32 protein-coding genes and 1 pseudogene are annotated in these 25,943 nt (G+C 32.2%); 29 read left to right on the forward strand and 4 right to left on the reverse strand.

Going from position 1 to position 25,943, the window contains the following annotated elements; all coding sequences use genetic code 11:
• Nucleotides 1-16: 16 nt before the first annotated feature.
• The 21 genes from NST64_RS02965 (at nt 17) to rpsI (ending at nt 12,187) form a co-directional block, all read left to right on the forward strand.
• Nucleotides 17-202, forward strand: a complete 186-nt coding sequence (locus tag NST64_RS02965) for a type Z 30S ribosomal protein S14 (protein WP_001140799.1) — start codon at nt 17-19, stop codon at nt 200-202.
• A gap of 31 nt (nt 203-233) precedes the next feature.
• Nucleotides 234-632 carry a 30S ribosomal protein S8 gene (gene rpsH / locus NST64_RS02970; protein ID WP_002448514.1) on the forward strand — a complete coding sequence of 133 codons (399 nt, stop codon included), beginning with the start codon at nt 234-236 and terminating at the stop codon, nt 630-632.
• A 24-nt stretch (nt 633-656) separates the two neighbouring features.
• Complete coding sequence (gene rplF, locus NST64_RS02975) at nt 657-1,193, forward strand: 50S ribosomal protein L6 (RefSeq protein WP_002448579.1); 537 nt, start codon at nt 657-659, stop codon at nt 1,191-1,193.
• A gap of 31 nt (nt 1,194-1,224) precedes the next feature.
• Nucleotides 1,225-1,587, forward strand: a complete 363-nt coding sequence (gene rplR, locus NST64_RS02980; protein ID WP_002448369.1) for a 50S ribosomal protein L18 — start codon at nt 1,225-1,227, stop codon at nt 1,585-1,587.
• Nucleotides 1,588-1,607: 20 nt separating this feature from the next.
• Nucleotides 1,608-2,108, forward strand: coding sequence for a 30S ribosomal protein S5 (gene rpsE / locus NST64_RS02985; RefSeq protein WP_002448405.1), 501 nt, complete (start codon nt 1,608-1,610; stop codon nt 2,106-2,108).
• A 16-nt stretch (nt 2,109-2,124) separates the two neighbouring features.
• Nucleotides 2,125-2,304 carry a 50S ribosomal protein L30 gene (gene rpmD, locus NST64_RS02990; RefSeq protein ID WP_001096576.1) on the forward strand — a complete coding sequence of 60 codons (180 nt, stop codon included), beginning with the start codon at nt 2,125-2,127 and terminating at the stop codon, nt 2,302-2,304.
• Between the two features lie 19 nt (nt 2,305-2,323).
• On the forward strand, nt 2,324-2,764 hold the full coding sequence (rplO, locus tag NST64_RS02995) for a 50S ribosomal protein L15 (RefSeq protein ID WP_002448533.1): 441 nt from the start codon (nt 2,324-2,326) through the stop codon (nt 2,762-2,764).
• On the forward strand, nt 2,764-4,056 hold the full coding sequence (gene secY, locus NST64_RS03000) for a preprotein translocase subunit SecY (RefSeq protein ID WP_049417774.1): 1,293 nt from the start codon (nt 2,764-2,766) through the stop codon (nt 4,054-4,056). The genes rplO and secY overlap by 1 nt, the downstream gene beginning before the upstream one ends.
• An 18-nt stretch (nt 4,057-4,074) precedes the next feature.
• Complete coding sequence (locus tag NST64_RS03005; protein ID WP_002448556.1) at nt 4,075-4,725, forward strand: adenylate kinase; 651 nt, start codon at nt 4,075-4,077, stop codon at nt 4,723-4,725.
• Nucleotides 4,726-4,924: 199 nt separating this feature from the next.
• Nucleotides 4,925-5,143, forward strand: a complete 219-nt coding sequence (gene infA / locus NST64_RS03010; RefSeq protein WP_001829792.1) for a translation initiation factor IF-1 — start codon at nt 4,925-4,927, stop codon at nt 5,141-5,143.
• 31 nt (nt 5,144-5,174) lie between these two features.
• On the forward strand, nt 5,175-5,288 hold the full coding sequence (gene rpmJ, locus NST64_RS03015) for a 50S ribosomal protein L36 (RefSeq protein WP_001829709.1): 114 nt from the start codon (nt 5,175-5,177) through the stop codon (nt 5,286-5,288).
• Between the two features lie 22 nt (nt 5,289-5,310).
• Entirely contained in the window at nt 5,311-5,676 is a 366-nt protein-coding gene (gene rpsM, locus NST64_RS03020) for a 30S ribosomal protein S13 (RefSeq protein WP_002448629.1), read from the forward strand.
• A 23-nt stretch (nt 5,677-5,699) separates the two neighbouring features.
• Nucleotides 5,700-6,089 (forward strand): 30S ribosomal protein S11, encoded by a 390-nt coding sequence (gene rpsK, locus NST64_RS03025; RefSeq protein ID WP_000101625.1) that lies wholly within the window; start codon nt 5,700-5,702, stop codon nt 6,087-6,089.
• An 82-nt stretch (nt 6,090-6,171) separates the two neighbouring features.
• Nucleotides 6,172-7,116 (forward strand): DNA-directed RNA polymerase subunit alpha, encoded by a 945-nt coding sequence (locus NST64_RS03030; protein WP_002448356.1) that lies wholly within the window; start codon nt 6,172-6,174, stop codon nt 7,114-7,116.
• A gap of 21 nt (nt 7,117-7,137) precedes the next feature.
• Nucleotides 7,138-7,509 carry a 50S ribosomal protein L17 gene (rplQ, locus tag NST64_RS03035; protein ID WP_002448491.1) on the forward strand — a complete coding sequence of 124 codons (372 nt, stop codon included), beginning with the start codon at nt 7,138-7,140 and terminating at the stop codon, nt 7,507-7,509.
• Between the two features lie 301 nt (nt 7,510-7,810).
• Complete coding sequence (locus NST64_RS03040; RefSeq protein ID WP_048762077.1) at nt 7,811-8,623, forward strand: energy-coupling factor transporter ATPase; 813 nt, start codon at nt 7,811-7,813, stop codon at nt 8,621-8,623.
• Nucleotides 8,620-9,483: an energy-coupling factor transporter ATPase gene (locus NST64_RS03045; RefSeq protein ID WP_019835776.1), complete on the forward strand. Its 864-nt coding sequence runs from the start codon at nt 8,620-8,622 to the stop codon at nt 9,481-9,483. Before NST64_RS03040 ends, NST64_RS03045 begins: the two co-directional genes overlap by 4 nt.
• Nucleotides 9,473-10,279, forward strand: a complete 807-nt coding sequence (locus NST64_RS03050; RefSeq protein ID WP_107632211.1) for an energy-coupling factor transporter transmembrane component T family protein — start codon at nt 9,473-9,475, stop codon at nt 10,277-10,279. Before NST64_RS03045 ends, NST64_RS03050 begins: the two co-directional genes overlap by 11 nt.
• Before the next feature lie 4 nt (nt 10,280-10,283).
• Nucleotides 10,284-11,087, forward strand: a complete 804-nt coding sequence (truA, locus tag NST64_RS03055) for a tRNA pseudouridine(38-40) synthase TruA (protein ID WP_072291654.1) — start codon at nt 10,284-10,286, stop codon at nt 11,085-11,087.
• Nucleotides 11,088-11,337: 250 nt separating this feature from the next.
• Entirely contained in the window at nt 11,338-11,775 is a 438-nt protein-coding gene (gene rplM / locus NST64_RS03060; protein ID WP_002448612.1) for a 50S ribosomal protein L13, read from the forward strand.
• A 19-nt stretch (nt 11,776-11,794) separates the two neighbouring features.
• Nucleotides 11,795-12,187: a 30S ribosomal protein S9 gene (gene rpsI / locus NST64_RS03065; protein WP_002448344.1), complete on the forward strand. Its 393-nt coding sequence runs from the start codon at nt 11,795-11,797 to the stop codon at nt 12,185-12,187.
• A 52-nt stretch (nt 12,188-12,239) separates the two neighbouring features.
• Here rpsI and NST64_RS03070 read toward each other — a convergent pair whose 3' ends face one another.
• Entirely contained in the window at nt 12,240-12,905 is a 666-nt protein-coding gene (locus NST64_RS03070; RefSeq protein ID WP_241961013.1) for a site-specific integrase, read from the reverse strand.
• Nucleotides 12,906-13,136: 231 nt separating this feature from the next.
• Between NST64_RS03070 and NST64_RS03075 the strand changes: the two genes are divergently transcribed.
• The gene (locus NST64_RS03075) at nt 13,137-17,891 is read left to right on the forward strand and encodes a type ISP restriction/modification enzyme (RefSeq protein WP_107632212.1); all 4,755 of its coding nucleotides are present in this window, start codon (nt 13,137-13,139) and stop codon (nt 17,889-17,891) included.
• A gap of 373 nt (nt 17,892-18,264) precedes the next feature.
• Here NST64_RS03075 and NST64_RS03080 read toward each other — a convergent pair whose 3' ends face one another.
• The gene (locus NST64_RS03080) at nt 18,265-18,996 is read right to left on the reverse strand and encodes an NAD-dependent protein deacylase (RefSeq protein WP_107632213.1); all 732 of its coding nucleotides are present in this window, start codon (nt 18,994-18,996) and stop codon (nt 18,265-18,267) included.
• Nucleotides 18,997-19,201: 205 nt separating this feature from the next.
• Between NST64_RS03080 and NST64_RS03085 the strand changes: the two genes are divergently transcribed.
• From NST64_RS03085 to NST64_RS03115, 7 genes and pseudogenes are all read left to right on the forward strand, one after another.
• Entirely contained in the window at nt 19,202-19,957 is a 756-nt protein-coding gene (locus tag NST64_RS03085; protein WP_017174829.1) for a DeoR/GlpR family DNA-binding transcription regulator, read from the forward strand.
• A gap of 232 nt (nt 19,958-20,189) precedes the next feature.
• Nucleotides 20,190-20,618 carry a galactose-6-phosphate isomerase subunit LacA gene (gene lacA, locus NST64_RS03090; protein ID WP_072291661.1) on the forward strand — a complete coding sequence of 143 codons (429 nt, stop codon included), beginning with the start codon at nt 20,190-20,192 and terminating at the stop codon, nt 20,616-20,618.
• A 15-nt stretch (nt 20,619-20,633) separates the two neighbouring features.
• Nucleotides 20,634-21,149, forward strand: a complete 516-nt coding sequence (gene lacB / locus NST64_RS03095) for a galactose-6-phosphate isomerase subunit LacB (protein WP_049417778.1) — start codon at nt 20,634-20,636, stop codon at nt 21,147-21,149.
• Between the two features lie 12 nt (nt 21,150-21,161).
• The gene (locus NST64_RS03100) at nt 21,162-22,094 is read left to right on the forward strand and encodes a tagatose-6-phosphate kinase (RefSeq protein WP_049417780.1); all 933 of its coding nucleotides are present in this window, start codon (nt 21,162-21,164) and stop codon (nt 22,092-22,094) included.
• Nucleotides 22,095-22,097: 3 nt separating this feature from the next.
• Nucleotides 22,098-23,075 (forward strand): tagatose-bisphosphate aldolase, encoded by a 978-nt coding sequence (lacD, locus tag NST64_RS03105; protein WP_002455020.1) that lies wholly within the window; start codon nt 22,098-22,100, stop codon nt 23,073-23,075.
• Nucleotides 23,076-23,094: 19 nt separating this feature from the next.
• Entirely contained in the window at nt 23,095-23,409 is a 315-nt protein-coding gene (locus NST64_RS03110) for a PTS lactose/cellobiose transporter subunit IIA (RefSeq protein WP_002448512.1), read from the forward strand.
• A gap of 5 nt (nt 23,410-23,414) precedes the next feature.
• A pseudogene (locus tag NST64_RS03115) lies at nt 23,415-23,645 on the forward strand (PTS transporter subunit EIIC); the annotation flags it as partial.
• 91 nt (nt 23,646-23,736) lie between these two features.
• Here the strand turns inward: NST64_RS03115 and NST64_RS03120 are convergent.
• A complete protein-coding gene (locus NST64_RS03120; protein ID WP_100442509.1) occupies nt 23,737-24,873 on the reverse strand; it encodes a site-specific integrase in 1,137 nt (378 codons plus the stop codon).
• 119 nt (nt 24,874-24,992) lie between these two features.
• Nucleotides 24,993-25,889, reverse strand: a complete 897-nt coding sequence (locus NST64_RS03125; RefSeq protein WP_107632215.1) for a helix-turn-helix domain-containing protein — start codon at nt 25,887-25,889, stop codon at nt 24,993-24,995.
• Nucleotides 25,890-25,943: the final 54 nt, after the last annotated feature.

The following is a 25,943-nucleotide window of genomic DNA, read 5'->3' on the forward strand; positions in this document are numbered from 1 at the left end:
AAAGGAGGCTAATTAAGTGGCTAAAACTTCTATGGTTGCTAAGCAACAGAAAAAACAAAAATATGCAGTACGTGAATATACTCGTTGTGAACGCTGTGGTCGTCCACATTCTGTATATCGTAAATTTAAATTATGCCGTATTTGTTTCCGTGAATTAGCTTATAAAGGCCAAATTCCTGGCGTACGTAAAGCTAGCTGGTAAGATCAAAGAGTTTGAAAGGAGGCAACAATAAATGACTATGACAGATCCAATCGCAGATATGCTTACTCGTGTAAGAAACGCAAACATGGTGCGTCACGAGAAATTAGAATTACCTGCATCAAATATTAAAAAACAAATTGCTGAAATCTTAAAAAATGAAGGTTTCATTAAAAACGTAGAATACGTTGAAGATGATAAACAAGGTGTTATTCGTTTATTCTTAAAATATGGTCAAAACAATGAACGTGTTATCACAGGATTAAAACGTATCTCAAAACCAGGTTTACGTGTATATGCTAAAGCGAACGAAGTGCCTAAAGTATTAAATGGTTTAGGTATCGCATTAGTTTCAACTTCTGAAGGTGTCATCACTGATAAAGAAGCTAGAAAACGTAACGTTGGTGGAGAAATCATCGCATACGTTTGGTAATAATAAATAAGGAGGTGCCATAACATGAGTCGTGTTGGTAAGAAAATTATTGACATCCCTAGTGACGTTACAGTAACTTTTGACGGACAAACTGCTACTGTAAAAGGTCCTAAAGGTGAATTAACTAGAACTTTTGATGAAAGAATGACTTTTAAACAAGATGAAAACACTCTAGAAGTTGTAAGACCTACTGATTCTAAAGAAGATAGAACAGTTCACGGTACAACTCGTGCGTTATTAAATAATATGGTACAAGGTGTTTCTCAAGGTTTTGTAAAAACTCTTGAACTTGTTGGTGTAGGTTACCGTGCTCAAATGCAAGGTAATGACTTAGTATTAAACGTTGGTTACTCTCATCCTGTTGAAATTAAAGCTGAAGATGGCATTACTTTCGCAGTAGAGAAAAATACAACTGTTACAGTATCTGGTGTATCTAAAGAACAAGTTGGAGCTATCGCTTCTAATATTCGTTCAGTAAGACCTCCAGAACCTTATAAAGGAAAAGGTATTCGTTACCAAGGTGAATATGTTCGCCGTAAAGAAGGTAAAACTGGTAAATAATAGATAACTCTCTAAAGAAAGGAGTAATACAATGATCAGTAAAATTGATAAAAACAAAGTGCGTTTGAAAAGACATGCTCGTGTGCGTACTAAATTATCAGGTACAGCTGAAAAACCACGTTTAAATGTATATCGTTCAAACAAACACATTTACGCACAAATTATTGATGATGCTAAAGGTGAAACTTTAGTACAAGCTTCATCTCAAGATAAAGATATCGCTAGTGATTCTACTTCTAAAGTTGATTTATCAACTAAAGTTGGTGAAGTAATCGCTAAAAAAGCTTCAGATAAAGGTATCAAAGAAATCGTATTTGATCGTGGTGGTTATTTATATCATGGTCGCGTTAAAGCGTTAGCTGAAGCTGCGAGAGAAAACGGATTAGAATTTTAATTTAAAGGAGGGACAAATACATGGCTCGTAGAGAAGAAGAAACGAAAGAATTTGAAGAACGCGTTGTTACAATTAATCGTGTTGCTAAAGTTGTTAAAGGTGGACGTCGTTTCCGTTTCACTGCATTAGTAGTAGTAGGAGATAAAAATGGTCGTGTAGGTTTCGGTACTGGTAAAGCTCAAGAGGTACCAGAAGCTATTAAAAAAGCTGTAGAAGCAGCTAAAAAAGATTTAGTAGTAGTTCCACGTGTAGAAGGAACAACTCCTCACACTATCACTGGCCGTTATGGTTCTGGTAGCGTATTTATGAAACCAGCTGCACCTGGTACAGGAGTTATCGCTGGTGGTCCAGTACGTGCCGTATTAGAATTAGCAGGTATCACTGATATCTTAAGTAAATCATTAGGTTCAAATACACCTATCAACATGGTACGTGCGACATTAAATGGTTTACAAAACCTTAAAAACGCTGAAGATGTTGCGAAATTACGTGGCAAATCAGTAGAAGAATTATATAATTAAGGAGGGAAAATAAATAATGGCTAAATTACAAATTACCCTCACTCGTAGTGTTATTGGTCGTCCTGAAACACAACGTAAAACTGTTGAAGCGTTAGGTCTTAAAAAGACTAATAGTTCAGTAGTTGTTGAAGATAACCCTGCAATTCGTGGGCAAATCAACAAAGTTAAACACTTATTAACAGTTGAAGAAAAATAATTAAGGAGGTGCCTAAATAATGAAATTACATGAGTTAAAATCAGCTGAAGGTTCACGTCGTGTACGTAACCGTGTAGGTCGTGGTGCTGGTTCAGGTAATGGTAAAACTAGTGCTCGCGGTCAAAAAGGTCAAAAAGCACGTTCAGGTGGTAGCGTAAGACCAGGATTTGAAGGTGGACAATTACCTTTATTCCGTCGTTTACCAAAACGAGGTTTCACTAACATTAATCGTAAAGAATATGCTATTGTTAATTTAGACCAACTTAATCAATTTGAAGATGGTACTGAAGTAACTCCAGCTTTATTAGTTGAAACTGGTGTGGTTAAGAATGAAAAATCTGGTATTAAAGTACTAGGCAACGGTTCACTTGATAAAAAATTGACAGTGAAAGCTCACAAATTCTCAGCTTCAGCGGTTGAAGCTATCGATGCTAAAGGTGGAGCACACGAGGTGATCTAATGTTTCAAACGTTTATGAACTTCTTTAAAACTAAAGAAGTTCGAAACAAGATTTTCTTCACATTAGCAATGTTAGTAATATTCAAAATAGGAACTTATATTCCGGCTCCTGGAGTTAATCCTGAGCCTTTTGAACAGCAAGGTTCTGATCAAGGTGTCGCTGCTCTTCTTAATACGTTTGGTGGCGGAGCCTTAAAGAACTTTTCTATCTTTGCTATGGGTATAATGCCGTACATCACTGCTTCTATCGTAATGCAATTATTACAAATGGACATTGTCCCTAAATTTACTGAATGGGCTAAACAAGGTGAAGTAGGTAAAAGAAAACTTAGCAATGTAACACGTTATTTCGCTATTATATTGGCATTTATACAATCAATTGGTATGGCATTTCAATTTAATAACTATTTAGGCGGTAAATTGATTATTCATCAATCTGTCATGAGTTATTTATTGATTGCTGTAGTTTTAACAACTGGAACTGCATTTTTAATTTGGCTTGGTGATCAAATTACACAATTTGGTGTAGGTAATGGTATTTCAATCATTATCTTTGCAGGTATTTTATCGACGTTGCCATCATCAATTATCCAATTTGTGCAACAAGCATTTGTTGGTAATGACGATACAACGTTAGCATGGTTAAAAGTTATTGGTTTAATTGTTGGATTAATTTTATTAACAATTGGAGCGATTTATGTATTGGAAGCGAAACGTAAAATTCCAATTCAATATGCTAAAAAACAATCTGCACAACGTTTAGGATCACAAGCAACATATCTACCTTTAAAAGTAAACTCTGCAGGGGTTATTCCAGTCATCTTTGCGATGGCATTCTTCTTATTGCCAAGAACATTAACATTGTTCTTCCCTAAAGCTGATTGGGCGCAAAATATTGCAGAATATGCTAACCCTTCAAACACTTATGGTATGATTGTTTATGTCATATTAATTATTGCATTTGCATATTTTTATGCTTTTGTTCAAGTTAATCCTGAAAAAATGGCTGATAACTTGAAAAAACAAGGTAGTTATGTACCAGGAATTAGACCTGGGGAACAAACAAAAAAATATATTACTAAAGTACTTTATCGCTTAACTTTTGTAGGCTCTATTTTCTTAGCAGTTATTGCTATTCTTCCAATTATAGCGACAAAATTTATGAATTTACCTCAATCAATTCAAATTGGTGGTACAAGTTTATTAATCGTTATTGGTGTAGCAATTGAAACTATGAAATCACTTGAAGCACAAGTGAGTCAAAAAGAATATAAAGGCTTTGGTGGTAGATAATTTGTAGGAGGGCAATTTATGAATATCATTTTAATGGGTTTACCTGGAGCTGGTAAAGGTACTCAAGCGAGTGAAATTGTTAAGAAATTCCCAATACCACATATATCTACTGGTGACATGTTCAGAAAAGCGATTAAAGATGAAACTGATTTAGGAAAAGAAGCTAAATCATACATGGATCGTGGAGAATTAGTCCCTGATGAAGTTACTGTAGGTATCGTTAAAGAAAGAATTTCTGAAGACGATGCAAAAAAAGGTTTCTTATTAGATGGATTCCCTAGAACAATTGAGCAAGCTGAGGCATTAAACAATATTATGTCTGAGCTTGACAGAAATATTGATGCTGTTATCAATATTGAAGTTCCTGAGGAAGAGCTAATGAATCGTCTTACAGGTCGTCGTATCTGTGAGAAATGTGGTACAACTTATCATCTTGTATTTAATCCTCCGAAGGTTGATGGTGTTTGTGATATCGATGGTGGAAAACTTTATCAACGTAAAGATGATAATCCAGAAACAGTATCTAATCGTTTAAGCGTTAATGTTAAACAATCTAAGCCAATTTTAGAGTATTACGATGAAAAAGGCGTATTGAAAAACATTGATGGTGCGAAAGATATTGACGAAGTAACCAAAGATGTCATTGATATCTTAGATCAATTAAAATAGATCAACTAATGTGCGATCTAGATTTATGTGAACTTTGATTAGGTTTCTCTGGCAAGAATTTATTTTTTGAGTGTCGTATGACGATCATAATTCCCGCATTTTGTTAAACTTATAATAACTATTCACTATATTAGATTCGTATCGTTGAAGTTGTCTATTGACGATTACCTTACTATTGTAAAAAGGGGGAAGTTAATCAATGGCGAAACAAGATGTAATAGAATTAGAAGGTACAGTACTTGATACTTTACCAAATGCTATGTTTAAAGTAGAATTAGAAAATGGTCATGAAATTTTAGCACATGTAAGTGGTAAAATTAGAATGAATTATATTCGTATTCTACCTGGCGACAAAGTAACAGTAGAAATGTCTCCGTATGATTTATCACGCGGTAGAATTACGTATCGTTATAAATAATCGTCACTCCATAATATAGGGAGGTATAAAAATGAAAGTAAGACCATCAGTAAAACCTATTTGCGAAAAATGTAAAGTCATTAAACGTAAAGGTAAAGTTATGGTAATTTGTGACAATCCTAAGCACAAACAAAGACAAGGTTAATAAAAGAGAGGTGTAAAAATATATGGCACGTATTGCAGGAGTAGATATTCCACGTGAAAAACGCGTAGTTATTTCATTAACTTACGTATATGGTATCGGTACTTCAACAGCTAAAAAAATTGTTGAAGAAGCTAACGTATCAGCTGATACACGTGTAAAAGATTTAACAGATGACGAATTAGGTCGTATCCGTGAAGTAGTTGACGGTTATAAAGTAGAAGGTGACTTACGCCGTGAACAAAACTTAAACATTAAACGTTTAATGGAAATTTCATCATACCGTGGTATTCGCCACCGTCGTGGTTTACCAGTTCGTGGTCAAAAAACTAAAAACAATGCTCGTACTCGTAAAGGCCCAGTTAAAACTGTAGCTAATAAGAAAAAATAATAGGTAAAGGAGGCAAAATATAAATGGCACGTAAACAAGTATCTCGTAAACGTAGAGTTAAAAAGAATATTGAAAATGGTGTAGCACACATCCGTTCAACATTCAACAATACAATCGTAACTATCACTGATGAATTTGGTAATGCTTTATCTTGGTCATCAGCTGGTGCATTAGGTTTCAAAGGATCAAAAAAATCAACACCATTCGCTGCTCAAATGGCATCTGAAACTGCTTCAAAATCAGCAATGGAACATGGTTTGAAAACTGTTGAAGTAACAGTAAAAGGACCTGGACCAGGTCGTGAATCAGCGATTCGTGCATTACAATCAGCTGGTTTAGAAGTAACAGCAATCAGAGACGTTACTCCAGTACCTCACAACGGTTGTCGTCCACCAAAACGTCGTCGCGTATAATTTTTATTGATTGTTATTGTTACAAATCACTGAGCGAAACAATTTTAAAATTAATTCGACGTTATTAAGGAGGATTTTGTAAATGATAGAAATTGAAAAACCTAGAATTGAGACAATTGAAATTAGTGAAGATGCTAAATTCGGTAAGTTCGTTGTTGAACCACTTGAACGTGGCTACGGTACTACACTAGGAAACTCCTTACGTCGTATCCTACTATCTTCATTACCAGGTGCAGCCGTTAAGTACATCGAAATTGAAGGTGTTTTACACGAATTTTCAGCTATAGACAATGTTGTTGAAGATGTTTCTACAATTATTATGAACATCAAAAAATTAGCATTAAAAATCTATTCTGAAGAAGATAAAACATTAGAAATTGATGTGAGAGATGAAGGCGAAGTAACAGCAAGTGATATTACTCACGATAGTGATGTTGAAGTTCTAAACCCAGAACTTAAAATTGCAACAGTGTCTAAAGGTGGACATTTAAAAATTCGTCTTGTTGCTAATAAGGGTAGAGGTTACGCATTAGCAGAACAAAATAATACTAGTGATTTACCAATTGGTGTAATTCCTGTAGATTCACTATATTCACCTGTTGAACGTGTAAACTATACAGTTGAAAATACACGTGTAGGTCAAAGTAGTGATTTTGATAAATTAACTTTAGATGTTTGGACTAATGGTTCAATTACTCCACAAGAGTCTGTTTCATTAGCTGCTAAAATTATGACTGAACATTTAAATATTTTCGTTGGTCTTACAGATGAAGCGCAAAATGCTGAAATCATGATTGAAAAAGAAGAAGATCAAAAAGAAAAAGTACTTGAAATGTCTATCGAAGAATTAGACTTATCAGTACGTTCATACAACTGTTTAAAACGTGCAGGCATCAATTCTGTTCAAGAATTAGCGGACAAGTCTGAAGCTGATATGATGAAAGTGCGTAATTTAGGTCGTAAATCTCTTGAAGAAGTTAAATATAAATTAGAAGATTTAGGATTAGGTTTAAGAAAAGAAGATTAATAAGTTAAAGGAGGTTAACTCATGGGTTACAGAAAATTAGGTCGTACTTCTGATCAACGTAAAGCTATGTTACGTGACTTAGCTACATCACTTATCGTAAGTGAGCGTATTGAAACTACAGAAGCTCGTGCAAAAGAAGTTCGTAGTGTTGTTGAGAAATTAATCACTTTAGGTAAAAAAGGTGACTTAGCATCTCGTCGTAATGCTGCTAAAACATTACGTAATGTTGAAATCTTAAATGAAGATGAAACTACACAAACTGCACTTCAAAAATTATTTGGTGAAATTGCTGAACGTTATGCAGAACGTCAAGGTGGATACACTCGTATTCTTAAAGTAGGTCCTCGTCGTGGTGACGGTGCTGAATCAGTTATCATCGAATTAGTAGATTAATTTTATATATAAATACACTAACTACTTGTATTTAAAGCAAATGAGTGCAACGATAATGTTTGCCACATACAAATATTGTCTAGCTCAGAGTACCCCATCAACTAAATACTAATATAAAGCGTGAACTCAACTAAAATGTGATGGGGTGCGCGCTTTTTTAATTTTAATGAATCTATAATGATTAAAAAGAGTCGTGCTTTTGAGGCATGACTCTTTTTATATATGAAAGACGTTTACTCATGTACATCTAGTTTTTATTCATGTAAACTAATGTAGTAACTATTAATAAAGGAGGAAGGCTGTGAAAACTGATAATAACAATATCATCGAACTTAAACATGTACATTTTCAATATCAAAAAGATGCGGCCTTCACTTTAGAAGATGTGTCATTTAATATACCAAAACATCAATGGACATCCATTGTAGGACATAATGGTTCGGGGAAATCTACAATTGCAAAACTTATAGTTGGAATAGAACAAGCAACTGAAGGAGAAATTTTTTATAACAATCATTTAGTTACGCCTGATTATTTAAGAGAGGTTAGACGCCATATTGGTATTGTCTTTCAAAATCCAGAAAATCAATTTGTAGGTTCAATTGTGGAATATGATGTAGCTTTTGGACTCGAGAATCACGCAGTATCTCATGACAAAATGAAAGCAATCGTCATTCAATCTTTAGATAATGTAGATATGAAAGAATATATGGAATATGAACCACATTCTTTATCGGGAGGCCAAAAGCAACGCGTGGCTATTGCAGGAGTCTTAGCACTAAGTCCAGATGTCATCATTCTTGATGAAGCAACCTCTATGTTAGATCCCCAAGGTAAACAGTCTTTACTTTCATTAATTAGACAAGTTAAACAAGAGAAAAATTTAACGATTATTTCTATTACTCATGATTTAAGTGAAGCGTTAGAAAGCGACCATGTCGTCATTATGAATAAAGGTAAAGTTTACAAAGAAGGCAAGCCAAATTTTATTTTTTTAAATACACAGTATTTAGTAGAGATTGGCTTAGATTTACCATTTGCAATGAAAATGAATCAAAAGCTAGGCTTTAAAGATGAATTCACTACATATGAAGGGCTGGTTGATAAATTATGACCATTCAATTTAATCATGTTTCATATATTTATCAAAAAGGCACTCCTTATGAATATCAAGCCTTAAATGATATCAATCTCAAAATTGAGCAAGGTAAATACTATGCGATTGTTGGTCAAACAGGAAGTGGTAAATCCACACTCATTCAACATTTTAATGGGCTATTAAAACCAACAAAAGGTAGTATTACTTTTGATAATAAGGAGATTACTCATAAAACAAAAGACAAGCATCTACGAGAATTAAGACAACAAGTAGGTTTGGTTTTTCAATTTCCTGAATCACAATTGTTTGAAGATAGTGTGGAAAGAGAAGTAGCATTTGGTCCTAAAAATTTTAAGATGAATGTGGAACAAGTTAAGTCTTATGCGTATCAGTTACTCTTAGATTTAGGTTTTGATCATCATATTATGGAACAATCGCCATTTGAAATGTCAGGTGGTCAGATGCGTAAAATTGCATTAGTTTCTATCCTTGCAATGAAACCGAATATAATTATTCTTGATGAGCCTACTGCTGGACTTGACCCAAAAAGTCGTCAGCAAGTGATGGAATTAATAAAATCAATTCAAGTCAATCATCATAAAACAGTCATATTAGTGTCACACGATATGAATGATGTGGCGCGATATGCAGAAGAAATCATTGTAATGAGACAAGGGAAAGTAATAGAACAGTGCTCTCCTAAATCATTATTCAGACAACACGAAAAACTGAAAGATTGGCATATTGCATTGCCTGATGTAGTACAACTGCAATATGATGTTGAAGATAAATATCAAACTATGTTTAATGATATTGCCTTAAATGAAGATGAGTTTGTAACATTGTATCAGGAGTGGCAAGAACATGAAAAATAAACTTATTATAGGACGTTATTTACCTAATAACTCTGTGATACATCGTCTTGATCCTAGAGCAAAGTTAATTTTTGTATTTGTATTTATTATTTTTATCTTTTTTGCTCATTCTTTTGCTACATTCGCTTGGATAATATTATTAATTCTATATTTTATGAAAATGGCTAAAATTCAATTTTGGTTTTTAATTAAAGGATTAACACCAATATTTTTCTTCTTAATCTTTACGTTTTTAATGCACATCTTCTTTACTCACGGCGGGACTACGCTATTAGAAATAGGTTTTATTAAAATTGATAGTACAGGGGTATTAGAAGGTATTTTTATTTCTTTAAGATTAATAACGATTGTTATGGTTGCGACAATTATGACATTATCAACAAGTCCAATTGACTTGACTGATGCTTTTGAAAAGTTAATGGCCCCATTGAAACTATTTAAAATTCCTGTGCATCAATTAAGTATGATTATGTCAATTGCTTTAAGGTTTATTCCAACATTGATGGATGAATTAGATAAAATTATTCTTGCTCAAAAATCAAGAGGTTCTGAAATCAGTTCGGGGAGTTTAATGACAAGAATTAAAGCTTTCATCCCATTAATGATACCGCTATTTATTTCTGCCTTTCAAAGAGCTGATGAATTAGCCATTGCAATGGAAGTTAGAGGATATGATGCTAATGTACAACGTACAAGTTATCGTAAGTTGTCATGGCATAAGAGAGATACTTTGAGTCTATTCAGTCTGATACCTATTGGAATGATATTATTTATATTAAAATATATGGGAGTGTAAGATATTGCGCATACTAGTAAATATTGCGTATCAAGGACATGGATTTCTTGGTTTTCAAATTCAACAACAAGGTAGAACTGTTCAACAACAATTTGAAAAAATTTTAAAACGTATGCATCGTCGACATGTACGTATACATCCATCAAGTCGCACAGATCGTGGTGTGCATGCTTATGAACAGTATTTTCATTTTGATACAGAATTGAATATTGAGCCTAAACAATGGAAATATGCGATGAATAGTGCGTTACCTGAGGATATTTACGTGAATAGTGTAAAACAAGTAGATGACACGTTTCATTGTCGTTATGATTGTGTAGGTAAGAGATATCGCTATAAAGTGTATCAAGCAGAACATCGCAATCCATTTGAAAGTGGTCTTAAGACATTTATAAAAGATGACTTAGATTTAGATAAGATGAATGAAGCGGCTAAACACTTTATTGGAACTCATGATTTTACTGGATTTTGTTCACAAAAGACTGAAGTTGAAAGTAAAGAACGTACACTATACCAAAGTGAAGTTGTAAAAACGGACGAAGGTTTTGACTATATCGTCACAGGTTCTGGTTTCTTATATAATATGGTGCGTGTACTTGTAGCTTTTTTAGTAGAAGTAGGTAAAGGGAAGCGACAACCTAACGAAGTTCCTGAACTGCTTAAAGCTAAAAATAGAGATAATGTGCCTTTTACAGCACCCGCTGAAGGATTATATCTTGAAAAGATATATTTAGATCCAGAAGCACTTAAAAATGACTTTGGTGAGGATGTAAAAATACATTATAAAAAATCATTACAAAATAACTAATATGCATTGACAAATGGGCTTATAAAATATAAGATAGTTAACGGTATTGTTTTATATCATCCCACGATAAGCCCCGGAAACTTATTGTGTTACAAGATATATAAGCAGATTAGACAGGAATAAAATAAATGAACATTACGCTTTGAAATCGTAACAGAATGACCTAGATTGCAGGCCTCGTTCGTAGGTTCGACTGCGATGAGTACCTGTAATCTAAGACGAAGCATTTATTTTTAGGAGGATAATTATTATGCGTCAAACATTTATGGCAAATGAATCAAACATTGAGCGCAAATGGTATGTTATCGATGCTGAAGGCCAAACATTAGGTCGTTTATCATCTGAAGTAGCATCTATCTTACGCGGTAAAAATAAAGTAACTTATACACCACACGTTGATACTGGTGACTATGTAATCATCATCAACGCTGAAAAAATCGAATTAACTGGTAAAAAAGAACAAGATAAAGTTTACTACCGTCACTCAAATCACCCAGGTGGTATTAAATCAGTGACTGCTGGTGAATTAAAACGTAATAACCCTGCTCGTTTACTTGAAACTTCTATCAAAGGAATGTTACCAAGTTCACGTTTAGGTGAAAAACAAGGTAAAAAATTATTTGTATACAGTGGCGCTGAACACCCACACGCTGCACAACAACCAGAAAACTACGAATTACGTGGTTAATTAGAAGGAGGAAATTACATTGGCACAAGTTGAATATAGAGGCACAGGCCGTCGTAAAAACTCAGTAGCACGTGTACGTTTAGTACCAGGTGAAGGTAATATCACTGTTAACGATCGTGACGTACGCGAATACTTACCATTCGAATCATTAATCTTAGACTTAAACCAACCATTCGATGTTACAGAAACTAAAGGTAACTATGATGTATTAGTTAACGTATACGGTGGTGGTTTCACTGGACAAGCTCAAGCTATCCGTCATGGTATCGCTCGTGCATTATTAGAAGCTGATCCAGAATACAGAGGTTCTTTAAAACGCGCAGGTTTATTAACTCGTGACCCACGTATGAAAGAACGTAAAAAACCAGGTCTTAAAAAAGCACGTCGTTCTCCACAATTCTCAAAACGTTAATCGATTTGTTATCAATTCAACATCAAAAGTCATTTTATGGTGTCGGTTGGTGTTAAAGAGACAATTCATTTAATAGATTTAAAGCATCAGCATCTTGCTGATGCTTTTTTTCTGGCATTAATTCAAGGTAATAATTTTGAGTAGTTAGTACTGAATTGTATCCAAAACGTCTTGATATATAGTCTATACTGATATCTTTAGAGAATAAAAATGAAGAATGTGTATCTCGTAGTCCATGAAAAGTTGTTTTCTGAATATCCACCTTATTAAGTAAATCATGCAATTGTTTGGCTTGATGAAAACCATCAGTTTTGAAAATATAATCAGCTTTCTTAGAAGACAATTTTAGCAAAGCATTATAAACATCTTTATTAACAGTAATATCACGTCTAGAGTGTTTTGTCTTTAAGCTAATGTCAGAATTAGTAGGGCTTATTGAACGTTGTATTTTAATACCATACTTAAAAATATCAGCTTTTGTAATACCCAACAATTCACCTCTACGAGCACCAGTTTCAAGTGCTAATAATACTAAAACATTAAATTCATCTTCTTGATTTGATAGACAATAATGTCTAAGTTTTTTAAATTCAGTGATTGAAAGAGGGATGTTCTTTTTTTCAGTTTCTTTCCCTTTTGCCTTAAGTAGATGACCAAAATCATTTGGTATTAAACCACGGGCATATGCATATTTCAATGATCCTTTAATTTTTAACATTAATTCTTTAGTGGTTTTTTTAGAATGAGTTTGGGCATATATATCAAGTTTTCGCTATATCACAATATCATTTAAGTTTTTTAGCTGTATATCATTTAGAAAACTCAAATATGCAACTAAGTTATTTGAGACAATCTTTTAAGTCATTTTAATTTATATCATTCAAAATTTGATATTCATCGTTTATTAGATATGAGATAATAATAAAAATAATACATGTAGGAGGTTAATATGAAAACGAAATCAGAAGATAATATCTCTAGTTTTGATAATTTACTTAAACAAATAGAGGAAGCATCTAATAATATACAACGTGAAAAAGGCACTCTTTTTGAAAAATTAGTTTTAGCATATTTAAAGAATGAACCTACATATAAAGCACTATATAAAAATGTATGGGAACTAAGAGATGTACCAAATGAATTTGGGTTACCAGATAAAAAAGATAAGGGTGTTGACCTAGTAGCTGAACAGTTTAATGGTGATATCATTGCAATACAGGCAAAATTCTATAAAAATTCTATTGGAAAATCTGAAATCAACTCTTTTGTTGCTGAAACTGGGTCTAAATATTACCAGGGAGGATTAATTGTTTCTACTGTAGATGAATGGAATAAAAATGCAAGATCTACTATAGAGAATAATCAAAAAAATATAGAAATACTTGGATTATCAGATTTAAGAAATTCTCAAATCAATTGGTCAGATTTTAACTTTGAAAGACCAGAAGAACTAACTATTAAAAAGCCTAAAGAACTACGTTTTTATCAAAAAACAGCTTTAGAAAATGCTATTAATCATTTTGAGAAAAATGAGCGTGGTCAATTAATAATGGCACCAGGAACCGGTAAAACATTTACTAGCTTGAAAATTTCTGAATCATTATCTAAAAAAGCGAGTAATCAATTTAAAGTACTATATCTTGTTCCTAGTATTCAGTTATTAACTCAAACACTTAGAGGATGGAACAATGATACAGAATTAAAAATTGCAAGTATGGCTGTTACATCTGACAGAGATGCTTCTAGAGGAAATGATGGAACGGAAGATATTAAAGCTACTGATATTGGTTATCCGGCTACAACATCTAAAGACCAATTATTGAAGAACTGGAATGACATTAAAGAAACTCAATCTGATAGAGATATGATAGTTGTGTTTAGTACATACCAAAGTATTGATGTAATAGGTGATGCTCAAAAAGAAGGTTTTCCCGAATTTGATTTAATTATTTCTGATGAAGCACATAGAACTACTGGTGCGCATGAAATGAATAAAGATGCTAGTGTATTTACTAAAGTTCATGATAATGAAAAAGTTAAAGGTAAATTAAGAATGTATCAGACGGCAACACCTAAGATATACGGTGATAATGCTAAGAAAAATGCTAAAGATAAAAGTATTCTTTTATCTTCAATGGATGATGAAACAAAATATGGTGAAGTATTTTATCGTATGGGCTTTGGACAAGCTGTATCACATGGAATATTAACAGATTATAAAGTTATGGTTTTAGCTGTTGATGAAACAGCTATTCAAAAAGATATGCAGAAAACACTAGCAGACCCAGAAAATGGGCTTAATATTGATGATGTTGGTAGAATAGTAGGAATTTGGAATGGAATGATGCGTCGTAATGGATATAAAAATCCAATAAAGAATAGTCCATATGATGGAGCACCATTAGAACGTGCTATTGCCTTTACAAGAACAATTGAAGACTCAAAAAAAGTATCAAAACAGTTTGAAGAAGTTGTAAATGAATATATTGGTACTTCAACTGATCAACAAACAACTAAACTTTCAATGAAGCATGCTGATGGTTCAATGAATGCTTTACAAAAAGGAGAAGTACTTGACTGGTTAGCAGATCTAAATAAACCTTCAGACGAAGCTAGAATTGTATCAAATGTTAGATTCCTTACTGAAGGTATAGATGTTCCTACATTAGATGCAGTTATTTTTCTAGCTCCTAAAAAATCACAAGTTGATATAGTACAAGCTGTTGGACGTATTATGCGTAAATCAGAAAACAAGGATTATGGATATATCATCCTACCAGTTGTTATACCTTCAGGAGAGACTCCAGAAACAGTATTAGATAATAATAAGCATTATGAAGCGGTTTGGCAGATTATTAATGCTTTACGTTCTGTTGATGAAAGATTTGAAGCGATGGTTGATAAATTAAATATTGCGAAGCCTAAACAATTAAAGGTAATAGGAATTGGCGGTGCACCTAGCAAAGAAAATAATAATGAAAACACAACTGATGGAACTGAACTTGGTGAAAAATATGAACAAACCCAATTAGAATTTGATTGGGATAAATTTGAAGGTGCTATTTTTGGTAAAATTGTTCAAAAGGTTGGAGATAGAAGGTATTTAGAAAACTGGTCGGCAGATGTTGCAAAAATTGCTCAACGTCAAATTAGTTGGATTAAAACAAAATTAACTGATAAAAAAGATCCTATTACAATTGAATTCAAAAAATTTGTTTCTTCATTACAGCATAATATCAATGAAAGTATTGATGAGAATCAAGCTGCTGAGATGTTGTCGCAACATTTAATTACTAAACCAATATTTGAAGCACTATTTTCAGAATACAGTTTTGTTAATAATAATCCTGTTTCAATGGCAATGGAAAATATTATAAGTGAATTAGAAAAAGCTGGTTTTGCAAAGGAACAAGAAAATCTTGAACCTTTATATGAATCAATTAAAATGCGTGCCGAAGGTGTTGAAAAGTCTGAGGATAAACAAAAAATTATCATTACATTGTATGAACAATTTTTTAAAACAGCATTCGAAAAAACTTCAAAAAAAATGGGAATAGTATTTACTCCTATTGAAGTTGTAGATTTTATTATTAAATCAGTAGATGATGTTTTAAAAAAACATTTTGGGAAAGCATTAGCTAGTGAAAGTGTACATATTTTAGATCCTTTTACAGGCACTGGAACTTTTATTATCCGTACATTAACTTATTTAAAAAAACAATTGGAAAATGGTGAAATTACACTATCGGATATTACACGTAAATTCACACAAGAGTTACATGCTAATGAAATAATCTTATTAAGTTATTATATCGCTGCTATTAATATTGAATCAACCTTTGATGAGATTAATGGAGATAAACAAGGCTATGTTCCATTCGAAGGTATCGTTTTAACAGACACTTTCGAAAGTGATGAAGAAGAAGGTACTTTGAATGATACTTATTTTGGCAAGAACAATGAACGACTAAAAAAACAACAAGACGCTACAATTACAGCGATAGTAGGAAATCCTCCTTACTCTGCTAGACAAGAGAGTGAGAATGATGATAATAAAAACATTACTTATCCTAATTTAGATGAAAAGATTAGAAATGATTATGTTCAATACACAAATGTTAGAAATAAAAATACTTTATATGATTCTTTATTTAGAGCATTTAAATGGTCTACTAATCGATTAGAAGGTAAAGGGGTAGTCGCTTATATTACAAATTCCTCATTTATAGATAGTCAGACTACATCAGGCATTCGAAAAGATCTTTTTGAAGAATATAATTATATTTATATTTTGAATCTTCGTGGTTCAGTTCGTGGGAAATCTGGTATTGATGCGTCAAAAGAAGGTGGAAATGTATTCGATATATTAACAGGGGTATCAATTAATATTTTTATTAAAGATGAAAGTGATGTACACGAAATTTATTATTATGATATTGGGGATTATAAAAGTAAAAAGCAAAAATTAGATTTTTTAGTTGATAAAAGAAGTCTTCAATCGATAGATTGGAATAAAACTGTTCCAGATATAAATTATGATTGGATAAACCATCGAGATAAAGATTATCTTAGTTTTATACCACTAGATAGTGACTTAGATGGGTTGTTTTTAAGCAAATCTTTAGGTGTGAGCACAAATAGAGATATATGGGTTTATGGATTTAATAAAAAATCTGTAATTGAGAATTCAGAAAGAATGGTTGCTAATTTTAATTCGGAAATTAGAAGACTTAAACATCATACAACTGATAAACTAGCTCATATAAATCAGGAAAAAGATTTTATTTCATGGAGTTCTGGATTGAAGAGTCTTTTTAAAAAAGGTAAAGATATTGATTTAGATAAATCAAAAGTTCGATTGAATTTATATAGACCTTTTACAAAAAAATGGATATATTATGATGAACAAATTATTGAACGTCCTAGAAATCACAGAAAGAACTTTGGGAATTTCAATGAAGTTATACTTGTTCCAGGAACAGGTTCAAGGCGTGGTTTTTCAACAATTATTGTAGATAAAATACCAGATTTAAATATTTTAGATGCTGGTGCACAAGGGTTTTCTAGATATAATAATGAAAAATCTGAATTTTTAAATTTAGATACTTCCAATATAAGAGAGTCTGTTGTTAAAGAACTGGGTTTAAATGAAGAAGAAGCCTTTTATTATACATATGCTGTTTTACATTCTTCAGTTTACAGAGAGAGTTATGCTAATGATTTGCAAAAGTCATTACCGAGAATTCCTAAGCTTAAGAATAAAGAACAGTATGTAGAAATTGGTCGTCAACTTGCATATTTACACTTGAATTATGAAACAGTTCCTAAATATGAAGGATTAACGATAAACAAAGAACAAAAGAATCCGAGTTATAAAGTGGAAGCAATGAAACATCCCAAAATCCGAAATGAACAAGGAAAATCTGTTAATGATAAAACTAAAATTATATTTAATAAAGAAGTTACTATTTCTGATATTCCTGAGCAAGCTTATAAGTATGTGGTCAATGGTAAATCAGCTATTGAATGGATTATGGATCAATATAAGGTTAAACATGATAATAAATCTGGCATCATAGATGATCCAAACGAATTCAGTGAAGATTCTAAATATATATTTAACCTATTACTTTCAATTATTAATGTAAGTATGAAAACATTAGAATTAATTGATGAATTACCTGAATTTAAAGTGATTGACTAGTCTATTTTATGGTGCTAATTGGTGCCAGTTGTATCCCTAATGTTAGATTTCTATCATTATATGAGTATTTTTACATGTCATAATTATTGATATGAAAGGATATATTAGTATTTGATAACTTTCATTTTCGATTGTTCAATTCTCAAAACGTTAATATTGGAATTGTTGCAAACTTGTTTGCTTACAAGTTCAGTATGCAAATTGCATCAGCAATTTGTGTTCCATTAGAACGATTAAAGCACTTCTCAAAGTTGAGAAGTGCTTTTTTATACATAGGAAAAACTAAAGGAGCAATAGTCATATTTATTACAGTTATCGACTACTTAACATGTTAAAAACGTCTAAGACAGATGTCTTAGGCTGATATATCTTTTTATTTTTTCATAACTTCTTCAACCACTTCTGTCATGTCATTATGAATAACTAAACTTGCTTGTCTATCATATGGTGTAGCGTCTCTATTAATAATTACAAGATTGTCTCCTGTAAAGTTAGAAATAAAGCCAGCAGCAGGTTGTACGACTAAGGATGAACCTAACACAATGACAGTATCTGCTTTTTGGATTTTATCTAATGCTCTAAAGACAGTAGGCTGATCGAGCATTTCACCGTATAATACGATATCAGGACGAATGACATCACCGCAGTTCTCACAATATCTTAATTTGTGTTCCATAACATATGATTTCGTATATTCTTTCCCACAATTGATGCAATAAAAGCGATTCAGTGTACCATGAATTTCATCAATATGTTCACTTCCAGCATCTTCATGTAACCCATCGATATTTTGGGTAATCACACCTAAAGATTTGCCTTCTTTTTCTAACTCTGCAATCCATTCATGGACGATATTAGGCTTTTTATCTGCTACTAGTAGTCGTTTATGATAAAAGTCGATAAAGCTTTCTTTATTATCATTTAAATGATCAATACTTAATAAATATTCAGGTGAATAACCCTCTTTTGAAATTTCATCAAATAATCCACCCATGGAACGAAAATCAGGTATACCACTTGCAACCGATACACCCGCACCAGTAAAAAATACAATTTTGTTTGATTTATCAACAATTTCTTTTAATTTTTCAATTTTATTACTCAATCTGAGCACCTCGTTTATAATAATGACTAATATAACTTTTTTAAAATGAATTTTATACTATTATTACAACATATTTTTACCTTTATTTTCTAGTTTTAAAACAAGTAATAGTATAGAATGAAATTGCGCTTAAAATCTTTATGAGATATATGTGTTCATTTTATATGGACATGTTTAATAAAATAAGTTGGATGTGAGAATTTGAATGAATAAATACGATCGTTTAGAAGAAATTACTAAACTCGTAAATCAAAAAGGAACGGTTAGGACAAATGAAATCGTTGAGGAACTTAATGTGTCTGACATGACAGTGCGTCGTGATTTAGCTGAACTAGAAGAAAAAGGATTACTAACTAAAATACATGGTGGTGCACGTAGTAATTCAACTTTTCAAATTAAAGAAAAGTCTCATCAAGAAAAGCACACAGAGAATATTGAAGAAAAACGTGCTGTCGCAAGGAAAGCTGTTAACTTAATTGAAGAAAATGATACGATTTTTTTAGGACCTGGAACAACAATCGAGTTACTAGCTCAATTAATAGAACGAGAGTCATTAACAGTGATTACGAATTGTTTTCCAGTATTTCAAATATTATTTAAAAAGCGTTCGCTAAATTTTAAAGTTTACTTATTAGGTGGAGAAATGAGAGAACTTACTGAATCATTTGTAGGTGAAATGACAAATACGCTTCTTAAAACAAAACGATTTAGTAAAATGTTTTTTAGTTGTAATGGAATAAAAGATGCAGATGTACTCACTTCTACAATTGACGAAGCGTATACACAACAACTTGCACTTCATCGTTCACTTGAAAAATACTTATTAATTGATACTTCAAAAATTGGAAAAGAAGATTTTACTCAATTATGTCATTTAGAAGATTTAACAGCAGTAGTTGTTGATAAAAATGATGAAGATAATGTACAAAAATTAAAAGCTTACACAGAAGTGATATATTAATTGAATGATACCAAGATTGTTTAAATAAACAATCTTGGTATTTTTTTAGATAATTGAACGCAATTAAACATAAAAACAAAATATTTTGTTTAAAAAAATGAAATTTCAAACAATATTCCAACATTTATTGTTGATTATTTGTTTATTTATGTTTATAATTTAGGTGTAAAGATTTGAAAGCGCTTTTTCAAACACATGTGTTTAATTATCTTATTTTCAAAGGAGAATCATTATGACAATTTTTATTGGTTCAGATGTCGCTGGTCAACGTCTTAAAGATGTTGTAAAAACATTTTTAAAAGAAAATAACCATGATGTAGTAGATGTAACAGAAGGAAAAGAATTAGACTTTGTTGATTCAACATTAGCAGTTGTACACGAAGTACAAAAGAACGATGATAATTTAGGAATTGCAGTGGATGCTTATGGTGCAGGTAGTTTTATTGTCGCTACAAAAGTAAAAGGAATGATTGCTGCTGAAGTATCAGATGAACGTTCAGCATATATGACACGTAGTCACAACAATGCACGCATGATTACAATGGGTTCTGAAATTGTAGGCGATACATTAGCAAAAAATATTGCTAAAGAATTTGTAAATGGACACTATGATGGCGGACGTCACCAAATCCGCGTAGATATGTTAAATAAAATGTGCTAATTGGAGGAATAAATAATGAAAATTGCTATAGGTTGCGATCACATTGTAACTGATACAAAAATGGAAGTTTCACAACACTTAAAAGCTCAAGGACACGAAGTTATTGATGTAGGTACGTATGATTTTACACGTACACATTATCCTATCTTCGGTAAAAAAGTAGGAGAAAAAGTTGCTAGTGGAGAAGCAGATTTAGGCGTATGTATTTGTGGTACTGGCGTTGGTATTAGTAATGCAGCAAACAAAGTCCCAGGTGTAAGAACAGCATTAGTACGTGATATGACATCAGCACTTTATTCAAAAGAAGAATTAAATGCTAATGTTGTTAGTTTCGGCGGTAAAGTAGCAGGCGAATTATTTATTTTCGATATCATTGATGCATTTATCGAAGCAGAATACAAACCTACTGAAGAAAATAAAAAATTAATTGCTAAAATTAATCATTTAGAAGCACATAACGATAATCAAGCTAATCCTCACTTCTTTGATGAATTCTTAGAAAAATGGGACAAGGGTGAATATCACGATTAAGGAAGATGTGAAATGATTCTAACATTAACTTTAAATCCTTCAGTTGATATCTCTTACCCATTAGAACAGTTTCATCTAGATACTGTGAATAGAGTTAAAAAGACGAGTAAAACTGCTGGAGGAAAAGGATTAAATGTAACACGTGTATTATCAGAATTTGGCGAAAATGTGTTAGCAAGTGGCTTTTTAGGTGGCGCATTAGGTCAATTTATTGAAGAACAATTAATGGATGCTCAAATTGAACAGTCTTTCTTCAAAATAAAAGGAGAAACGCGAAATTGTATCGCTATTCTACATGAAGGACAACAAACTGAAATACTCGAACAAGGACCAACTATTGACAAGGAAGAAGCAGAAAGCTATAAAGCACATCTTTTAGAACTATTTAAAAGAGCTAATGTTATAGCGATGTCTGGAAGTTTACCTAAAGGTCTTAATACAAATTACTACGCTGATATTGTGAAATTAGCAAATGAACAAGGTCTACCTACGATTTTAGATAGTTCTGGTCAATCATTGATGGATGTATTGTTGAGCGAAAATAAGCCTTCAGTGATAAAACCTAATATTGATGAATTATCTCAATTATTACACACTACTGTCACTACAGATATCGATAGTTTAAAAGAAGCGGTTACTCAACCCATCTTCAAAGGTATTGAATGGATTATTGTTTCTTTAGGTGGCGATGGCGCTTTCGCTAAACATCATCAAACATTTTATAAAGTAAATATTCCAAAAATAAAAGTCGTTAATCCTGTAGGGTCTGGTGATTCTACAGTGGCAGGTATTGCATCAGGTCTTGTTCATCAACAATCCGATGAAGATTTACTGAAAAAAGCTAATGCATTTGGAATGTTAAATGCAATGGAGCATCAAACAGGTCATATCAATGTAGATAAATTTAAAGAACTATTCAAACAAATTGAAGTTATAGAGGTGTAATTCATGACAAAATCACAACAAAAACTAGCATCAATCGAACAATTAAGTAATCAAGATGGGATTATTTCAGCTTTAGCATTTGATCAACGTGGGGCATTAAAAAGAATGATGGCTGAACATCAAACAGAACCTCCTACAGTTGAACAAATCGAACAATTAAAAGTACTTGTATCAGAAGAGTTAACACAATATGCATCTTCTATTCTTTTAGATCCTGAATATGGCTTACCTGCTTCTGATGCACGTAATAAAGAGTGTGGTTTATTACTTGCATATGAAAAAACTGGATATGACGTGAATGCAAAAGGTCGTTTACCAGATTGCTTAGTAGAATGGTCTGCTAAACGTTTAAAAGAACAGGGTGCCAATGCAGTTAAATTCTTACTTTATTATGATGTAGATGATTCAGAAGAAATTAACATTCAAAAGAAAGCTTATATTGAACGAATTGGTTCAGAATGTGTTGCTGAAGACATTCCATTTTTCTTAGAAGTGTTAACTTATGATGATAATATTCCAGATAATAAAAGTGCTGAATTTGCAAAAGTAAAACCTCGTAAAGTAAATGAAGCAATGAAGTTATTCTCTGAAGATCGATTCAATGTTGATGTGCTTAAAGTTGAAGTACCCGTAAATATGAATTTTGTTGAAGGATTTACAGAGGGTGAAGTTGTATACACAAAAGAAGAAGCAGCACAACATTTCCGTGATCAAGAAGCAGCGACACATTTACCTTATATTTATTTAAGTGCTGGTGTATCAGCTGAATTATTCCAAGACACATTAACATTTGCACATGATGCAGGTGCACATTTCAATGGTGTGTTATGTGGGCGTGCGACATGGTCTGGTGCAGTTAAAGTTTATATTGAACAAGGAGAACAAGCTGCAAGAGAATGGTTACGTACAACTGGTTATAAAAACATTGATGATTTAAATAAAGTACTAAAAACAACTGCAACATCTTGGAAAGCAAAATAACTTAGGGGAGGTTATTCATATGAACAGAGAAGAAGTACAATTACTTGGTTTTGAAATTGTCGCATATGCAGGAGATGCACGTTCAAAATTATTAGAAGCATTAAACGCTGCTAATGAAGGTGATTTTGATAAAGCTGAACAACTTACGGAGGAAGCAAATGAATGTATTGCAAATGCACATAAAGCTCAAACAAACTTATTAGCTCAAGAAGCGCAAGGTGATGACATTGCATTTAGTATTACAATGATTCACGGTCAAGACCATTTAATGACAACGTTATTATTAAAAGATTTAATGAAGCATTTAATTGAATTATACAAAAAAGGGAGCTGACCCCTATGAATAAGTTAATAGCATGGATAGAAAAAGGAAAGCCGTTCTTTGAAAAAATATCTCGTAATATTTATTTAAGAGCGATTCGTGATGGATTTATTGCAGCAATTCCAATTATCTTGTTCTCAAGTATATTTATTTTAATCACATATGTACCTAACGTGTTTGGCTTTACTTGGAGTAAAACGATGGAAGGTATATTGATGAAACCATATAACTATACCATGGGTATTGTTGGTTTAAGCTAAAAAAGAGCCGTAAACGTTGATATGAAGCGGTTTACAACTCTTGATGATATGAATTGAATACGTTTTGAATACGTAATTACTAAAAACTAACATAATTTGCGAACTTTTCGGCCACTTTCTCACGCTGCTTTTCAGTAACATGTGCATATATTCCCATAGTCGTTTGTATATCCCCGTGACCTAATCTATCTTGTACCTCTTGAACAGATAAGCCCGCTTCAAATAATAATGAACAGTGCGTATGTCTAAAGCCATGTACTGTTATCCTTTTAAAATTATTCTTCTTACATATCAAATTCAAAGTTTCATTAGCATATACTCTATTTAGTCGTTTATTCGTTTCTACATTCGTGAATATTTCTTGATGTTTGCTAGATGTATTATGACCGTGTTTAAGAGATAACACACGTTGTTGAGTACGCCACTCTTTTAATACCTCTAATGTTTTACTATCAACGCTGATCGTTCTAATAGATGAACGAGTTTTAGGCGTATCTATAAACTGCCTATGATTTAAGCCCTCTGCAAGCGTCTTATTCACACTTAACGTTTGATTAGTAAAATCTATATCATTCCATGTTAAAGCCATTAATTCGCCCCGTCTGATACCTGTAAAGGCAAGTGTACGAAATAAAGCATGATGTAATACATTATCTTTTACAAGCTCTAAAAACTGCTGCAATTCATCACTTGTATAGTATTTCATTGTTTCGTGCTTTTGATTACTTTTCTTACGTGGTGCTTTTATGTGATTAAATGGATTATCAGTTATGATTTTTAAACTAATAGCATACTCAAAGATAGTAGACGCATATATACGCCCCTTTTTCGTTTCTGAATATGTTCGATACCATTCATTCAATACCTTTTGACAATGTGGCACGGTAATATCTTTAATAGCCATATCCTTAAAGTGTGGAAGTATCATCATTTTAAACGTTGTCATTGCTTGCTGATAGGTGCTTTCTTTTACTGTATTTCTATATTGTTCTAACCATAGTTCATATATTTGCTTAAACGTCATTATTTCAGTATTTAAGAAGCCGTTAGCTTGTACTTCTGTTTGCAGCTTAGCTTCTGCAATTTTGGCCTCTCTCTCAGTTTTAAAGCCACGTCTTGTTGTCCGCTTCTGCTTACGAGTGATTGGATCAACACCGAGATATGCAACAAACATATACGCCGTTGAGCCGTCTTTCTTTTTATATTTCTTAATCATTGTAAATCAATCCTTTCTACTTGCCCGCATGCGTTTGATTGGATTGAACACACCTTTGAGAATGGTTACTCATTGGTGCGGTAATAGTATGTATGAACTCGTAAGCAGAAGTGAGAGAGTTAATCAGTGATTTGTGAGTATCTTTCTATTAAAGTGTCTATATCTTTAAGTATATTAATATTAATATAATCACTTAATTCAGAAGATTCTAATACAGTATTTTTAAATGTATAGTCAGTAGGATAACTGTTTTTTACTATTCCTAAAAAGTTTTCAAAATCTGCTTTTTCATCTTCAGTTAATCTATTTTCATTAGACAATATAGCATTAAACTTTAATAATTCATTTATAACATGAGCAATAAAATGTATATTATTTGATTTATTATCCTCAATTGTAATCCTTTTTTCGATTTCAAAATCTCTAAATATATAATAATTGTTTATTATCTCACTTACTGTTATATTTTCATTATTTAAATACTTTTTGTATATTTCATTACCTTGTGAAATTGTCTGTAGTGTTTTGAAATTGTAATTTTTGAAGCTGCTAATTATTCTTTTAGCTTTTTCCATTAACTCGCTTATAATTAAATCTAAATTATTAGTAGCAAATTCTAATAACTCATTATAATCATATACGTGTTCTCTCTCAGTAGAAAATTCACTTAAATTAAATGTTATATACAGATTGTATTTAGTGAATATTTGTTGATATAAATACGTTTCTCCCTTACTATTCAATCCTGATAAATCATATTTGTCACTTTTTAAAGAAAAACGTTTTTGCAAGAAATTAATAGGATCGCCATATAATAAATAATCTACACCAATATTTCCAAGCTCAGCTATTTGTTTGAGTCTTTTTTTGTTAGGTAAATTTGCACCATTTTCCCATTTTGAAACGTTACTTTTACTTACGTTAAATAATTTTCCAAAATCACTTAAATCTTTCCCGTTAGCTATACGAATTTTTTTAATCCGTTGTCCTACCTTTAGTTTATCGATTTCACTCATATTATTACCTCCAAAAAAATTATACTATATCAAAATAAATATTTAAACCTGTAG

Origin of the sequence: Staphylococcus sp. FSL W8-1268, assembly GCF_038003965.1 — a bacterium.
Classification (GTDB): domain Bacteria; phylum Bacillota; class Bacilli; order Staphylococcales; family Staphylococcaceae; genus Staphylococcus; species Staphylococcus hominis.

Excerpts from the sequence above, each read along its gene's own strand:
- NST64_RS03100 (WP_049417780.1), top strand. The coding sequence starts at position 21,162 with ATGATTCTAACATTAACTTTAAATCCTTCAGTTGATATCTCTTACCCA.
- NST64_RS03085 (WP_017174829.1), top strand. The coding sequence starts at position 19,202 with ATGAATAAATACGATCGTTTAGAAGAAATTACTAAACTCGTAAATCAA.
- lacB (WP_049417778.1), top strand. The coding sequence starts at position 20,634 with ATGAAAATTGCTATAGGTTGCGATCACATTGTAACTGATACAAAAATG.
- rpsM (WP_002448629.1), top strand. The coding sequence starts at position 5,311 with ATGGCACGTATTGCAGGAGTAGATATTCCACGTGAAAAACGCGTAGTT.
- lacA (WP_072291661.1), top strand. The coding sequence starts at position 20,190 with ATGACAATTTTTATTGGTTCAGATGTCGCTGGTCAACGTCTTAAAGAT.
- NST64_RS03110 (WP_002448512.1), top strand. The coding sequence starts at position 23,095 with ATGAACAGAGAAGAAGTACAATTACTTGGTTTTGAAATTGTCGCATAT.
- infA (WP_001829792.1), top strand. The coding sequence starts at position 4,925 with ATGGCGAAACAAGATGTAATAGAATTAGAAGGTACAGTACTTGATACT.
- rplR (WP_002448369.1), top strand. The coding sequence starts at position 1,225 with ATGATCAGTAAAATTGATAAAAACAAAGTGCGTTTGAAAAGACATGCT.
- rpsE (WP_002448405.1), top strand. The coding sequence starts at position 1,608 with ATGGCTCGTAGAGAAGAAGAAACGAAAGAATTTGAAGAACGCGTTGTT.
- NST64_RS03125 (WP_107632215.1), bottom strand. The coding sequence starts at position 25,889 with ATGAGTGAAATCGATAAACTAAAGGTAGGACAACGGATTAAAAAAATT.
- rplF (WP_002448579.1), top strand. The coding sequence starts at position 657 with ATGAGTCGTGTTGGTAAGAAAATTATTGACATCCCTAGTGACGTTACA.
- lacD (WP_002455020.1), top strand. The coding sequence starts at position 22,098 with ATGACAAAATCACAACAAAAACTAGCATCAATCGAACAATTAAGTAAT.
- NST64_RS03005 (WP_002448556.1), top strand. The coding sequence starts at position 4,075 with ATGAATATCATTTTAATGGGTTTACCTGGAGCTGGTAAAGGTACTCAA.
- NST64_RS03120 (WP_100442509.1), bottom strand. The coding sequence starts at position 24,873 with ATGATTAAGAAATATAAAAAGAAAGACGGCTCAACGGCGTATATGTTT.
- secY (WP_049417774.1), top strand. The coding sequence starts at position 2,764 with ATGTTTCAAACGTTTATGAACTTCTTTAAAACTAAAGAAGTTCGAAAC.
- rplO (WP_002448533.1), top strand. The coding sequence starts at position 2,324 with ATGAAATTACATGAGTTAAAATCAGCTGAAGGTTCACGTCGTGTACGT.
- rpmD (WP_001096576.1), top strand. The coding sequence starts at position 2,125 with ATGGCTAAATTACAAATTACCCTCACTCGTAGTGTTATTGGTCGTCCT.
- rpsK (WP_000101625.1), top strand. The coding sequence starts at position 5,700 with ATGGCACGTAAACAAGTATCTCGTAAACGTAGAGTTAAAAAGAATATT.
- NST64_RS03050 (WP_107632211.1), top strand. The coding sequence starts at position 9,473 with ATGAAAAATAAACTTATTATAGGACGTTATTTACCTAATAACTCTGTG.
- NST64_RS03030 (WP_002448356.1), top strand. The coding sequence starts at position 6,172 with ATGATAGAAATTGAAAAACCTAGAATTGAGACAATTGAAATTAGTGAA.
- rpmJ (WP_001829709.1), top strand. The coding sequence starts at position 5,175 with ATGAAAGTAAGACCATCAGTAAAACCTATTTGCGAAAAATGTAAAGTC.
- NST64_RS03045 (WP_019835776.1), top strand. The coding sequence starts at position 8,620 with ATGACCATTCAATTTAATCATGTTTCATATATTTATCAAAAAGGCACT.
- NST64_RS03070 (WP_241961013.1), bottom strand. The coding sequence starts at position 12,905 with ATGTTAAAAATTAAAGGATCATTGAAATATGCATATGCCCGTGGTTTA.
- rplM (WP_002448612.1), top strand. The coding sequence starts at position 11,338 with ATGCGTCAAACATTTATGGCAAATGAATCAAACATTGAGCGCAAATGG.
- rpsH (WP_002448514.1), top strand. The coding sequence starts at position 234 with ATGACTATGACAGATCCAATCGCAGATATGCTTACTCGTGTAAGAAAC.
- NST64_RS03075 (WP_107632212.1), top strand. The coding sequence starts at position 13,137 with ATGAAAACGAAATCAGAAGATAATATCTCTAGTTTTGATAATTTACTT.
- rplQ (WP_002448491.1), top strand. The coding sequence starts at position 7,138 with ATGGGTTACAGAAAATTAGGTCGTACTTCTGATCAACGTAAAGCTATG.